Origin of the sequence: Sulfitobacter sp. M39 (assembly GCF_021735935.1) — a bacterium.
In the GTDB taxonomy this organism is placed as follows: domain Bacteria; phylum Pseudomonadota; class Alphaproteobacteria; order Rhodobacterales; family Rhodobacteraceae; genus Sulfitobacter.
Map to the genome: position 1 here is coordinate 1,704,172 of NZ_WMDZ01000001.1, position 12,938 is coordinate 1,717,109.

Here is a 12,938-nt window from a genome sequence, read left to right on the forward strand (position 1 = left end):
GTGTGTGTGCAGATCACCGCCTAGCGTTTTAGCAACGGGGCGACGCCAGAGGACAGCATGAACAGCACCGCCGCGACGCTGACGATGCTGGGCCCAGTGGGCGTATCAAGTGCAAAAGACGCGGCCAGCCCGCCCAAGGCGGCGATCACCCCGATGATACATGCGGTCATCGCCATGACTTCGGGCGTGCGGGCGAAGGGGCGGGCGGCGGCGGCGGGGATGATCAGCATCGCCGCGATCAGCAGCGCGCCGACCACCTTGATCGCGACCGCAACCGTCACCGCCAGCGCCAGCGTCAATATCAGCTGTTCACGGCGCGGATTGACCCCGCTGGCCGTCGCCAGATCGGGGTTCAACGTGGACGACAGCAATGCCTGCCAGCGCCAGACCAGCAGCGCGATCGACAGGACGGCCCCGCTCCAGATGATCGCAAGGTCGGTCTTGGTCACGGCCAGGATCTCTCCGAACAGATAGGCGCTGAGGTCGACGCGCTGGTTCGGCAGCAGCGACACCGCCACAAGGCCGATGGCCAATGCCCCGTGGGCCAGCACCCCCAGCAGCGTATCCGTGCCCAGGCTGCGCCCGTTCAGGGCCGTCACGATCAGCGCCATCGACAGCGCGATCAGCAGCACCCCCGCGAAAATCGGCAACTCAAACGCCAAGGCCAGCGCGACCCCCAGCAACGCCGCGTGCGAGGTCGCATCGCCAAAATAGGCCATGCGCCGCCAGACGACGAAACAGCCCAAAGGCGCGGCTGCAAAGGCCACACCGATACCGGCAAGCCCGGCACGTATCAAAAAGTCATCAAGCATCTTGGTCCCCATGGGCGTGGTTGCAGCCGGCACCATGGGTATGGCCCTGCGCATGGTCGTGGGTGTGGCTATGATCATGCGAATGCGAATGTTCGTGCCGGTAAAGCGCCAGTGCCCCTTGGGTGCCAGTGCCGAACAACGCGCGGTATTCCGGCGCATCGGCGACGATCTCGGGGGTGCCTTCGCAGCAGACATGACCGTTCAGGCACAGCACACGATCCGAAGCCGCCATCACCACATGCAGATCGTGGCTGACCATCAAGACGGCACAGCCCATGTCGCGGCGTACCTCTTCGATCTGGCGGTAAAACGCGGCAGAGCCGGGCTGATCCAGCCCCTGCGTCGCCTCGTCGAGGATGAGGATATGGGGTTTGTTCAGCAGGGCCCGCGCCAGCAACACGCGCTGGAACTGGCCGCCCGACAGGTCGGTCATCTGCTTTTTCGCCAGATCCGTGACCCCCGCCTGCAGCAACGCCTGCGCGATGGTATCGCGGGGCTGGCGGCGGGGCAGGTTCAAAAAGCCATGCACCGTCAACGGCAGCGTCGCGTCGATTTGCAGCTTCTGCGGGACATAGCCGATGCGCAGATCCGCGGCACGGGTGATCGTGCCCGACGCGGGTTTCAGCGCGCCGATCAACGCCCGCAGCAAGCTCGACTTGCCCGACCCGTTGGGGCCGACGATGGTCACGATCTCGCCCGGCTCAACAGCGATATCGACATCGCGCAGCACCGTTTGCCCGCCAATGCGCAGGGTCAGGTTCTGGGTGGCGATCAGGCTCATGCGGTGGCTCCGTCCTGACAGGCGGGGCAAAGGCCCTGCGCCTCGATCACCGTGCGTTCAATCTGGAACCCCGCCGCGCGGGCCGCATCGCCCAAGCGCCCTTGGGTCAGCGTCGTGTCGCTTTCGGCGACCGACTGGCAGCTGCGGCAGATCAGGAATGCGGGTGTGTGGTCCGCGCCAACATGGCTGCAGGCGGTATAGGCGTTCAACGCCTCGATCCGGTGAGCAAGCCCCGCTTTCACCAGAAAGTCCAGCGCGCGATAGGCGACGGGCGGCTGCGCCCCGAGCCCTTCGGCAGAGAGATGCCCCAGAATATCATAGGCCCCCATGGCGCGGTGTTCGGCCAGCAGCAGTTCCAGCACGCGGCGGCGGATGGGGGTGAGCCTTAAGTCAGAGGCCGCGCACCGCGCCTCTGCTGCGGCCAATGCGTCTTCGACACAGGCACCGTGATCATGCGTTTCAAATCCAAGGGTCGACATATTTCGCCTCCGTAGCAGGGTTCGGTGTTGATATGTTATAACGTGTAATCTATCAAGGTTATAGTATAACAATTCATAGGACCCCGCCCATGCGCCGCTTGCTTTGCACCACCCTTCTTTTCTCTGCCGGTCTGGCCCATGCAGAGGTGCCCCGTGTCGCCACCGATATTGCGCCGGTACATTCGTTGGTGTCTATGGTCATGCAGGGGGCAGGAAGCCCCGATCTAATCATCCCGTCAGGCGCGTCGCCCCACAGCTATGCCATGCGCCCCAGCGAGGCGCGCGCGGTGTCCAAGGCCGATCTGGTGGTCTGGGTCGGCCCGTCGCTGGCCCCGTGGCTTGAAGAACCCCTGAACGGTTTGGCGCAAGGGGCTGAACGTCTGACCTTGCAAGACGTAGAGGGTATCCGCCTGCTGACCAACCGCAGCGGCGTCGCGTTCGAAGCCCATGACCACGGCGATCATGAGGGCCATGATGATCATGCGGGCCACGACGATCATGCGGGCCACGACGATCATGCGGGCCACGACGATCATGCGGGCCACGACGATCATGCGGGCCACGACGATCATGCGGGCCACGACGATCATGCGGGCCACGACGATCATGCGGGCCACGACGATCATGCGGGCCACGACGATCATGCGGGCCACGACGATCATGCGGGCCACGACGATCATGCGGGCCACGACGATCATGCGGGCCACGACGATCATGCGGGCCACGACGATCATGCGGGCCACGACGATCATGCGGGCCACGATGATCATGCGGGCCACGACGCTCATGCGGGCCAAGATGATCATGCGGGGCACGACGATCATGAGGGCCACGACGACCACGCGGGTCATGACGACCATGAAGGCCACGGCGATCACGAAGATCACGAGGGGCATGATCACGGCGACCACGAAGGCCATGACGACCACGAAGGTCACGATGACCACGCAGAACACGACGACCACGACCATGACGCACATGAAGAGGCAGACGCTCACGAAGGGCACAATCATGCACCCGGCGCTTTGGACCCGCATATCTGGCTTGATCCGCAGAACGCGATTGTCTGGCTGGACGTCATCGCCGCTCGCTTGTCCGAGCAAGACCCTGAAAACGCAGCGCTTTACGCAGGCAATGCCGCGCAGGCCCAAGCGCAGCTGGTGGATCTTCAAGCCGACATTCAGGCCGAGCTGACGCCGCTTCGGGGGCAGAAGTTTATCGTCTTCCACGACGCCTATCACTATTTCGAAGCCCGCTTTGATGTCGAGGCAAGTGCGTCGATCTCGCTGAGCGATGGGGCCGCTCCCAGTGCCGCGCGTCTGGCCGAGGTGCGTGATGTGGTGAAGGATACTCAGGCCGCCTGCGTCTTTACCGAACCGCAGTTCAACTCCGGGCTGGTCGACGCGCTGCAAGATGGCTCGGTGCTGAAATCCGCTTCGCTTGATCCTTTGGGTGCTGAGCTGGCACCGGGTGCCGACATGTACCCCGCCTTGCTGCGCGATCTCGCCGCAGCCTTTACCAGCTGTCTGGCAAAGTAAGCTCCGCTTTGGGCGTCACAGTGACGCCCAAAGTTGAAACAGCAGCCCCGAGGCAAACGACCCTGTCAGCGCGATCCCGATATACAGCGCGAAGACAGGGCGTTTGACCAAGGCCCAGACGGCGATGGCCGCGGGCAGGGAGGTCACCCCGCCCGCGACCAGAAACGACAGACCCGCACCGGGGGCCATGCCCTGTCCGATCAGCCCGCCCACCAGCGGAAGTGCGGCATAGCCGTTCAGATAGGCCGGCACCCCCACCAAGGTCGCGATCCCGATCGGGGCCAACCCGCTGCCGCCAAGGGCGCGGGTCACCAGCTCTGCGGGAATCCACGCCAGCATGAGGGCTTCCAGCAGGAACGCCAGCGTCAGCCATTTGGTCAGGAATATTGTGGTCTTGGCGGCCTCGCGCAGGAATTTGGCGGTCCGTGTCTTGTCGTGCCAAAAGGCCCAAACCACGGGTTGCGATGTGCGCACCTTCGACGCGCCACAGCCACCATTGCCCACGCCGTCGCGCAGCGGGTCGGTTAATGCACCCGCGCGGGACAGCAGATGCACGATGATCCCGCCAAACACCCCGAGCCCGACGGCCGCGATGGTCTTGGCCACCGCGAACTCCACCCCCAGAACGCCGGTGGTCAACACGAACATAGACGGGTCCATGACGGGCGAGGCCAGCCAGAAGGCCATGACGGCAGATAGGGGCACCCCCATCGCCAGCAGCGCCGCGATCAAGGGGATCACCCCGCATGAACAGAAGGGCGACACCCCGCCGGCCAGTGCTGCAATGGCGATCATCATGGCGGGTGATCCGGTAAAGGCCCGCGCGATCAGCCCGTCGGCTCCCGTGGCTCCCGCGTAGGCTGCGGCTGCGATGGACAGGATCAGGAAGGGCGCGACATCCAGCAGATTGATCGCGGTGAACTGCACGCTGGTCACGGCAAGCGGCGCGTCGACAGCTGCGACAGCGGCCAGCACCGCGATACAGACCAGCCACACGCGTTCTTGCGTCCAGATGTGATGGGCCAGCGATCTAAGCGGGCTGCGTTCGGTGTGGGGCAGGTCGGTCATGCGGCGGTCTCCTTTTTAAGCGAAACACCGGTGCAGCATTCCGAGGTGAGAAACGAAAGCGTCGCCCGCATCACGTCGAAATCGACGCGGTTGACGATGTTGCGCCCGTCGCGGCGCTGGATGATCAACCCCGCATCGACCAATGCCCCAAGGTGATGGGCAAGGGTGGAGGGGGCCGCATTCAGATGGGCACCGATCTCTCCCACGGTCAGCGCGTCTTCACCGGCGCGGACAAGCAGGCGAAAGATCGCGAGGCGGGTATCATGGCCAAGGGCGGCGAGGGCGCGGGCAGTTGTTTGATGTTCTGTCATAGCGCTAAACAAAACTATAAAACTAGTTTTGTAAAGATGATTCGCGCATGCTGTCGCGACTAACGAATTACGCCCAAGGGGGGGAACCCTTGGGCGCAGCAGCTATGAAATGACTTGGGTGGTAATGAATGAATGATCAGACGGCGATCTTGCCGCCGCCCTGTTTCGTGACCACAACCACCGCAGGGCGCGGGGGCATCTTGGGGTCAAAGTCGGGCCAGCGCGTGGCGGGATCCTCGAAGGTGCTTTCACGCTCGAACCCGGGGATGTTCTTGGTCCCGTCCGTGCCGGGGTGTTGCACGGCGACAAACAGCGTCTCGCCGTCATCGGTAAAGTAGGGGCCGCACATCTCTCCGCCGACGGGGCAGCGGAAGAACAGCTTGGACGTGCCGCGCGCTTCGCCTTCGGTTTCGACCGCATAGAGCCCGTCCGACTTTCCGGTCTTGGCCCAGTTGCTGCCCTGATCCGTGCTGACCCACAGGCGGCCATCGGCGTCGATGGCGCAGTTGTCGGGGCTGCCGAACCAGCCGTTTTCCGAGGTTTCGGGGTTCCATTGTGCGCCCACGTCCGACACCGACGGATCGCCGCATTTCACCAGGATCGACCAGCGCCCCTGCGTCGCCGCGTGGTTGCCGCCGTCTTCCTTGATCTCGATGATGTGGCCAAAGCTGCTGTCGGCACGGGGGTTGGCGGCGTTCACCGCATCCTCTGTGCGTTTTGTGTTGTTTGTCAGCATGATATAGGCCGTGCCGTCGCCACGGGGCTGCGCGTCTTCGGGGCGATCCATCGGGGTCGCGCCCAGCAGATCGGCCGCGATCCGCGTGTCGATCATCACGTCACCTTGGTCGTTGAAGCCGTTTTCAGCCGTCAGCGGGCCGGTGCCGTGGGTCAGCGGCAGCCAGGTCACCGTGCCATCTTCGTCAAAGCGCGCGACATAAAGCGTGCCATCGCTCAGCAGTTTGGCGTTGGCCGCCCGGTCGTCCGAGACCTTGCCCCCCGAGACGTATTTATACTGATAATCAAAGCGGTTGTCGTCGCCCATATAGACCACCAGACGCCCATCACTGCTGACCGTGGTTTCCGCACCTTCGTGGCGGAAGCGGCCCAAGGCGGTGTGTTTGACGGGGGTAGAGGTCGGGTCCATCGGGTCCACCTCGACCACCCAGCCGAATTTATTGGGGGCGAGAGGCTCTTTATCAATGTTGAAACGGTCGTATTGCGCGCCCCAGGCGTACCACATGCCCGGCACGCCATAGCGTTTGTAGGACGTGGCTTCGGGATGGTCATCGGCGATCACGGGTTTGCCGTCCGCGTCCAGCTGGTCGCTCCAGAAATAGCCGTGGAAGTTCTCCTCGGCCATGAGCCACGTTCCCCAAGGGGTCAGCCCGCCCGCGCAGTTGTTCAGCGTGCCGATCACATTCACCCCGTCGGGGTCGTCGTTGGTCTTCATCCGCGCATGGCCCGCGGCAGGGCCGTCGATGGTCATCGCGGTGTCCAGCGGGGTGATGCGGCGGTTCATCTTGCCGTCGCGCACCACCTGCCAGACCCCGGCGTCGTCCTTGGCGATCTCGACCACCGAACCACCGTGGGCGGCCATTTCAATGTCGATCAGCGCGGGCGTCATGCCGGAAAACTGCGCGCGGTCCTGACGGCCAAGGCCGGGGAACATCACCTCTTCGTTGGTGTATTCGTGGTTCACACAAAGCAACCCGCGGCTGCCCTCATCATTCAGCGGGACAAAGCCCACGTAGTCATTGTTATAGCCGAACTGCTTGAGCTGCGCCGCCGCGGTCTGGTTCATCACGTCAAATTCGGGCGCGTCGGCGGTGATCGGATCGCCCCACCGCAGCAGCACATTGGCGTCATAGCCCTTGGCCACATGGTGGGTTTCGTCATTGCCCCATGCCAGTTCGTCAAAGACATAGCGGCTGTCGGCGGTGGCGGCACTTGCCTGACGCGGCGCGACCATTGCCGAGGTGCCGAACAATGCGGTTGTCGCCGTAACCCCCAGCATGCCGCGCAAGATGTCGCGGCGGCCGTAGCGCGCGTTGATCACATCGCCGATGGTGCGCTGCAGATTGGGGTTGGTGGGGATGTCATCGAAGGCTTCAAAGGCTTCGGCCTTGTTGCCGATTTCGGGATCATCGAGGATTTGGCGACGTGTCATGGCTATTCCTTCATTGTGTCGGGCATTGCGTTTGGCGAGGTGACTCGCGGTTGCGCCTTATGTCGTCGCGATGTGCTACAAATCTGTTCCGCTTTCATGACAGTTCTGTGACAACACGCGCGGCAAAGGGCTGTGTTGCGCGCCACCTTGGCGCAGGATCGGGCGAGATGTGGGAGAAAATCGGCTGCCGGTATCCGCGGCACGGATCAGCGGGGCAGGGTGGTGGCACAGGGCCAAATTGAAAGCCAAAGGGATGATCGGTCCTGCCCCCCTTGAACCCCCTAGATGGCGCGATTAATCTTATGCCAAGGTTTCGCGGGTATGGTCCGGCGAATGGCAATATCAGGCAGGCTTTATGAACGATCCACATGATACATATATGAACACGCTGGTCCCTATGGTGGTTGAACAAACCAGCCGGGGCGAACGTGCGTACGACATCTTCTCGCGTCTGCTGAAAGAGCGGATCATTTTCCTTAACGGGCCTGTGCATGACGGCATGTCTTCGCTGATCGTGGCGCAGCTTCTGCACCTCGAGGCAGAGAACCCCTCCAAGGAAATTTCCATGTATATCAACAGCCCCGGCGGCGTTGTGACCTCTGGCCTGTCGATCTATGACACCATGCAGTACATCAAACCGAAGGTGTCCACGCTGGTCATCGGGCAGGCGGCATCCATGGGGTCGCTGTTGCTGCAAGCGGGCGAAAAAGGCATGCGATTCTCGCTGCCCAACAGCCGCGTTATGGTCCACCAGCCGTCCGGCGGGTATCAGGGTCAGGCGACGGACATCATGATTCACGCGCAGGAAACGCAAAAGCTGAAAACGCGCCTGAACGAGATCTATGTCAAACACACCGGCCAGCCGCTGGAAAAAGTTGAAGCAGCGCTTGAGCGTGACAACTTCATGTCGCCCGAAGAAGCCAAAGACTGGGGCCTGATCGACGAAATCGTCGAGAACCGCGGCAAGATGGATGATCCTGATGCGCCAAAAGATGGCGACAAAAAAGGCAAGTAAATAAGGCGTGCGTGGCCCGTTATTTTGCGATTGTGGACCACGCACCGCTGGCCTAAGCTGGCACCGAGCAAAAAAATATATAGATGGCTGCCCTATGGCGGACACGATCAAACGACAGACCTGAAAGGGTTGAAATGGCTAATACTTCGAGCGGCGACAGCAAGAACACACTTTATTGCAGCTTTTGTGGCAAAAGTCAGCATGAGGTGCGCAAGCTGATTGCAGGTCCGACTGTCTTCATTTGTGACGAATGTGTCGAACTTTGCATGGATATCATCCGCGAGGAAACCAAAGCCTCGGGGCTGAAAGCCACCGATGGTGTGCCGACCCCGAAAGACATCTGTGATGTGCTGGACGATTACGTGATCGGGCAGGCGATGGCCAAACGGGTGCTGTCGGTTGCCGTGCACAACCACTATAAACGTCTGAACCACGCCCAGAAGGGTGGGGACATCGAACTGGCGAAATCCAACATCCTGCTGATCGGGCCCACGGGTTGCGGTAAGACGCTGCTGGCGCAAACGCTGGCGCGTATTCTGGATGTGCCCTTTACCATGGCCGATGCAACGACACTGACCGAAGCGGGCTATGTCGGGGAAGATGTTGAAAACATTATCCTCAAGCTGCTGCAGGCGTCTGAATACAATGTCGAGCGCGCACAGCGCGGCATCGTCTATATCGACGAAGTTGATAAAATCACGCGCAAATCCGAAAACCCCAGCATCACCCGTGATGTGAGCGGCGAAGGCGTGCAGCAAGCCTTGCTGAAACTGATGGAAGGCACCGTGGCCTCTGTCCCGCCGCAGGGCGGGCGCAAGCATCCGCAGCAGGAATTCCTGCAGGTGGATACGACGAACATCTTGTTCATCTGCGGCGGCGCTTTCGCCGGTCTGGACCGGATCATTGCCGCGCGCGGTAAAGGGTCCGCTATGGGCTTTGGTGCCGATGTGCGTGATCAGGATGCCCGCGGCATTGGCGAGATTTTCACCGACCTTGAACCGGAAGATCTGCTGAAGTTCGGCCTCATCCCTGAATTCGTGGGCCGTCTGCCGGTTCTGGCGACGCTTGAGGATCTGGACGAGGACGCGCTGGTCACCATCCTGACCGAACCGAAAAACGCGTTGGTCAAACAGTACCAGCGCTTGTTCGAGATCGAGGATACGCAGCTGACCTTTACCGATGACGCGCTGTTGGCGATCGCGAAACGCGCCATCGAACGCAAAACCGGTGCCCGTGGTCTGCGCTCTATCCTCGAAGACATCTTGCTGAACACGATGTTCGATCTGCCCGGCATGGACAGCGTCACCGAGGTGGTCGTGAACGAAGAGGCGGTGACCTCTGACGCAGCACCGCTGATGATCCACGCCGACGCCGAGAAAGAGCCTGCAACCGCCGGCTAAGCATCGCATGCATGTTATCTGATCAAGGCGCGCCAGCGATGGTGCGCCTTTTTCGTATCTGGCAGGGGGCCGCCGCTTTGTCGCTTGACCTTAGCAAGGGCAGGCGCTTTGACAGGGGCAGGCATGACAGACAAGAGGCGCATCATGACAAGACGTATTTTTTCCGGCGGTGAGTTCGAAGCCAAGATCGGCTACTGCCGCGCCGTTGTGGCGGGGGGCTTTGTCCATGTGGCGGGCACCGTGGGGCAGGGCGATACCGTGACCGACCAGTGCCGCGCCGCCCTTGCTACCATCGAAGGGGCCCTGCGCGAGGCAGGCTGCACCATGGCGGATGTGGTGCGTGTGAACTATTATCTGCCCGACCGCGCAGAGTTCGAACCCTGCTGGCCGATCCTGTCAGAGGTATTTGGCGACGCGCCGCCCGCCGCGACAATGATCGAATGCGGGCTGATCGACGACAAATACCGCATCGAAATTGAAGTCACCGCCTGCCTACCCGGCTGAAAACCGCGGCTATGTGCGCCGAAGCCCGCTAGACCTTTGCGCGGCCTTGGTGCATATATCCATCAAAGCTTCAGGAGACCTCTATGGGCATTCTCAACTCTCTTTTGCGCGGCGTGACCTGGTGGAACGGCCAGACGCTGAACACGCAACTGTTCACGTGGCGCAAGGGCATCAAGGTCGGCGAAGACGCCGAGGGCAATGTGTACTACCGCAACGCGGACAGCAGCAAACGCTGGGTGATCTTCAACGGCGAGATCGAGGCGACGCGCGTCAACGCGGATTGGCACGGCTGGCTGCACCATTCGTGGGATGAAACCCCCGAGGCGCGTCCGCTGGCGCATAAAACCTGGGAAAAGCCCCACCAAGAGAACCTGACCGGCACCGCCTTGGCCTATGCGCCAGCAGGGTCGATCCGCCGCGAAAAACCTGCGGACCGCGGTGACTACGAGGCGTGGCAGCCCGAATAAACGCCACGCGCGCCCGTGATAGGGCGCGTGGTGCCGCGGCGGCCCGGCTGTGCTGACGCCGCCCTTTGACGTTCAAGGAACCCATGTGATGCGCAAGATATTGATGATGCTCGCCGTGATGGCCGCACCGGTGCAGGCACAGCAGGTCGCCAGCGCTGAAGGCGGTATTTTGCGCGCGCTCGACAAGGTATCGGGTGTGTCGCGTGACGTTGAAATGCGCCGTGGCGAAACCTCGCGCGTGGGTAATCTGAACGTTACAATGAACGAATGTCGCTATCCGTCGGGCAACCCTGCGGGCGACGCCTATGCTGAGCTCGAGATCGTCGAGACGGGCGACGAGAACCGGCTTTTTGCAGGCTGGATGATCGCCTCTGCCCCCGCGCTGTCGGCGCTGGAGCATCCGCGCTATGACATCTGGGTCATCCGCTGCACCACCTCTTGAGGGCTGGCCGCAGCGGGCGCTGTGAAGTCTGCGGTTTTCATCGACGCCAGTTCTAGCCGTGCGTGATAGGCCGCGCGGGTGATCTCTTGCGCGCCAAGGGACGCCAGATGCGGGGTCAGGAACTGTGTGTCGAACAGGGTAAACCCGCCGCGGTTCAGCCGGTCCACCAGACAGGCCAGCGCGATCTTGGACGCATTGTCGCGCCTTGAGAACATGCTTTCGCCAAAGAACGCTCGCCCCAGCGTGACGCCATAGACCCCGCCCACCAGCATGTCATCCTCCCAGACCTCAAGGGCGTGGGCATGACCAAGCGTATGTAGCTGGGCATAAAGGCTGAAAATCTCGGCGTTGATCCAGGTGTCGGCGCGATCGGCGCAGCCGGTGACAACGTCGTTGAATGCGGTGTTGGTGGTGATGGTAAAGCGCGTGCGCCGCATCGCGCGCGCCAGGGACCGCGAGATATGGAACCCGTCGAGGGGAAAGACACCCCGACGCCGCGGATCGACCCAGAAAATCTCTGGGTCGTCGCGGTGTTCGGCCATGGGGAAAATCCCGATGGAATAGCCGTGTAGTAATAGCTCGGGCGTGAGGTCAGGCATTGCCCAGGTTGGTTTCAAGCCAATGCTCTAGCCAGTGGATGTTATAGTCCCCTGTCAGCACGTCCTGTTCGTCCAGCAGCGCGTGGAACAGCGGCACCGTAGTGTCGACACCATCCACAATCAGCTCGCCCAAGGCGCGACGCAGACGCGCCAGCGCTTCGGGGCGATCGCGCCCGTGGACGATGAGCTTGCCGATCAGGCTGTCATAATAGGGCGGGATTTTATAGCCGTCATACAGCGCGCTATCCATCCGCACACCAAGCCCACCTGGGGCGTGATACTGCGTGATCTTGCCCGGGCACGGCGAGAAGTTCGGCAGTTTCTCGGCGTTGATCCGGACCTCGATCGCGTGACCGTTGATCTGCAGGTCTTCTTGGGTAAAGGACATGTCCATACCGGCAGCAACACGGATCTGTTCACGCACCAGATCGACCCCGAAGATGCCTTCGGTCACAGGGTGTTCCACCTGCAAACGTGTGTTCATCTCGATGAAGTAGAATTCGCCATTTTCATAGAGGAATTCGATCGTGCCGGCACCGATGTAGTTGATGTTGGCCATCGCATCGGCACAGACTTTACCGATCCGCGCGCGTTCTTCGGCGGTGATCGACGGGCCGGGGGCCTCTTCGAAAACCTTCTGGTGACGGCGTTGCAGCGAACAGTCCCGCTCGCCCAGATGGACAGCACGGCCCTTGCCGTCGCCAAAGACCTGAATCTCGATGTGGCGGGGCGTGGTCAGGTATTTCTCGATATAGACTTCGTCGTTGCCGAAGTTCGATTTACCCTCGGCGCGGGCGGTCATGAAGGCACGTTCCATTTCAGCGGCGGATTGCGCCACTTTCATGCCCTTGCCACCCCCACCGGCGGTCGCCTTGATGATCACCGGATAGCCGATTTCCTCGCCGATACGCTTGGCGTCGGCCAATGTGGGCACGCCGCCGTCAGAACCGGGAACGCAGGGCACGCCAAGCTCTTTCATGGTGTCCTTGGCGGTGATCTTGTCGCCCATGACGCGGATGTGTTCCGCTGTGGGGCCGATAAAGGTCAGGTCGTGGTCTTCGACGATCTGCACAAAGCCCGCGTTTTCCGACAAGAAACCGTATCCGGGGTGGATCGCTTCGGCGCCGGTGATCTCGCAGGCGGCGATGATCGACGGGATCGACAGATAGGATTGCTGCGAAGAGGGCGGGCCGATGCAGACAGATTCGTCTGCCATGCGCACATGCATCGCATCGCTGTCAGCCGTCGAATGGACGGCGACAGACCCGATGCCCATCTCGCGGGCCGCACGGATCACGCGCAACGCGATCTCGCCACGGTTTGCGACTAGGATTTTTTTGAACATGGGTTTCGCC

At 61.8% G+C, this 12,938-nt stretch carries 14 protein-coding genes; 6 read left to right on the top strand and 8 right to left on the bottom strand.

Going from position 1 to position 12,938, the window contains the following annotated elements:
* Positions 1-20 precede the first annotated feature (20 nt).
* Genes GLP43_RS08245 through GLP43_RS08255 form a run of 3 tightly spaced genes read right to left on the bottom strand, consistent with a single transcriptional unit; the run spans position 21 to position 2,072 of the window.
* Positions 21-812, bottom strand: coding sequence for an iron chelate uptake ABC transporter family permease subunit (locus GLP43_RS08245; protein ID WP_237278933.1), 792 nt, complete (start codon positions 810-812; stop codon positions 21-23).
* Positions 805-1,593 carry a metal ABC transporter ATP-binding protein gene (locus GLP43_RS08250; protein ID WP_237278934.1) on the bottom strand — a complete coding sequence of 263 codons (789 nt, stop codon included), beginning with the start codon at positions 1,591-1,593 and terminating at the stop codon, positions 805-807. Before GLP43_RS08250 ends, GLP43_RS08245 begins: the two co-directional genes overlap by 8 nt.
* Positions 1,590-2,072 (bottom strand): Fur family transcriptional regulator, encoded by a 483-nt coding sequence (locus GLP43_RS08255; RefSeq protein ID WP_237278935.1) that lies wholly within the window; start codon positions 2,070-2,072, stop codon positions 1,590-1,592. The genes GLP43_RS08250 and GLP43_RS08255 overlap by 4 nt, the downstream gene beginning before the upstream one ends.
* Before the next feature lie 200 nt (positions 2,073-2,272).
* Here GLP43_RS08255 and GLP43_RS08260 point away from each other — a divergent pair, with 200 nt between their 5' ends.
* On the top strand, positions 2,273-3,610 hold the full coding sequence (locus GLP43_RS08260; RefSeq protein WP_336885972.1) for a zinc ABC transporter substrate-binding protein: 1,338 nt from the start codon (positions 2,273-2,275) through the stop codon (positions 3,608-3,610).
* A gap of 15 nt (positions 3,611-3,625) precedes the next feature.
* Here the strand turns inward: GLP43_RS08260 and GLP43_RS08265 are convergent, their stop codons facing one another.
* From GLP43_RS08265 to GLP43_RS08275, 3 genes are all read right to left on the bottom strand, one after another.
* Positions 3,626-4,678: a permease gene (locus GLP43_RS08265; RefSeq protein ID WP_237278937.1), complete on the bottom strand. Its 1,053-nt coding sequence runs from the start codon at positions 4,676-4,678 to the stop codon at positions 3,626-3,628.
* Complete coding sequence (locus tag GLP43_RS08270) at positions 4,675-4,989, bottom strand: ArsR/SmtB family transcription factor (RefSeq protein WP_237278938.1); 315 nt, start codon at positions 4,987-4,989, stop codon at positions 4,675-4,677. The genes GLP43_RS08265 and GLP43_RS08270 overlap by 4 nt, the downstream gene beginning before the upstream one ends.
* Before the next feature lie 136 nt (positions 4,990-5,125).
* Positions 5,126-7,156 (bottom strand): PhoX family protein, encoded by a 2,031-nt coding sequence (locus GLP43_RS08275; protein WP_237278939.1) that lies wholly within the window; start codon positions 7,154-7,156, stop codon positions 5,126-5,128.
* A gap of 355 nt (positions 7,157-7,511) precedes the next feature.
* Here GLP43_RS08275 and GLP43_RS08280 point away from each other — a divergent pair, with 355 nt between their 5' ends.
* From GLP43_RS08280 to GLP43_RS08300, 5 genes are all read left to right on the top strand, one after another.
* Entirely contained in the window at positions 7,512-8,171 is a 660-nt protein-coding gene (locus GLP43_RS08280) for an ATP-dependent Clp protease proteolytic subunit (RefSeq protein ID WP_009826714.1), read from the top strand.
* A gap of 134 nt (positions 8,172-8,305) precedes the next feature.
* Positions 8,306-9,571, top strand: a complete 1,266-nt coding sequence (clpX, locus tag GLP43_RS08285) for an ATP-dependent Clp protease ATP-binding subunit ClpX (protein ID WP_005852783.1) — start codon at positions 8,306-8,308, stop codon at positions 9,569-9,571.
* Positions 9,572-9,715: 144 nt separating this feature from the next.
* Positions 9,716-10,075 carry a RidA family protein gene (locus GLP43_RS08290; protein ID WP_005852785.1) on the top strand — a complete coding sequence of 120 codons (360 nt, stop codon included), beginning with the start codon at positions 9,716-9,718 and terminating at the stop codon, positions 10,073-10,075.
* A gap of 83 nt (positions 10,076-10,158) precedes the next feature.
* Positions 10,159-10,542 carry an NADH:ubiquinone oxidoreductase subunit NDUFA12 gene (locus tag GLP43_RS08295; protein WP_005852787.1) on the top strand — a complete coding sequence of 128 codons (384 nt, stop codon included), beginning with the start codon at positions 10,159-10,161 and terminating at the stop codon, positions 10,540-10,542.
* Positions 10,543-10,630: 88 nt separating this feature from the next.
* Entirely contained in the window at positions 10,631-10,984 is a 354-nt protein-coding gene (locus tag GLP43_RS08300) for a DUF2155 domain-containing protein (RefSeq protein ID WP_237278940.1), read from the top strand.
* Here GLP43_RS08300 and aat read toward each other — a convergent pair.
* Together aat and accC are read right to left on the bottom strand one after the other, a co-directional pair.
* Positions 10,948-11,583, bottom strand: a complete 636-nt coding sequence (gene aat / locus GLP43_RS08305; RefSeq protein WP_237278941.1) for a leucyl/phenylalanyl-tRNA--protein transferase — start codon at positions 11,581-11,583, stop codon at positions 10,948-10,950. The two genes, GLP43_RS08300 and aat, sit on opposite strands and share 37 nt — an antisense overlap.
* Positions 11,576-12,928, bottom strand: coding sequence for an acetyl-CoA carboxylase biotin carboxylase subunit (gene accC, locus GLP43_RS08310; protein ID WP_237278942.1), 1,353 nt, complete (start codon positions 12,926-12,928; stop codon positions 11,576-11,578). The genes aat and accC overlap by 8 nt, the downstream gene beginning before the upstream one ends.
* Positions 12,929-12,938: the final 10 nt, after the last annotated feature.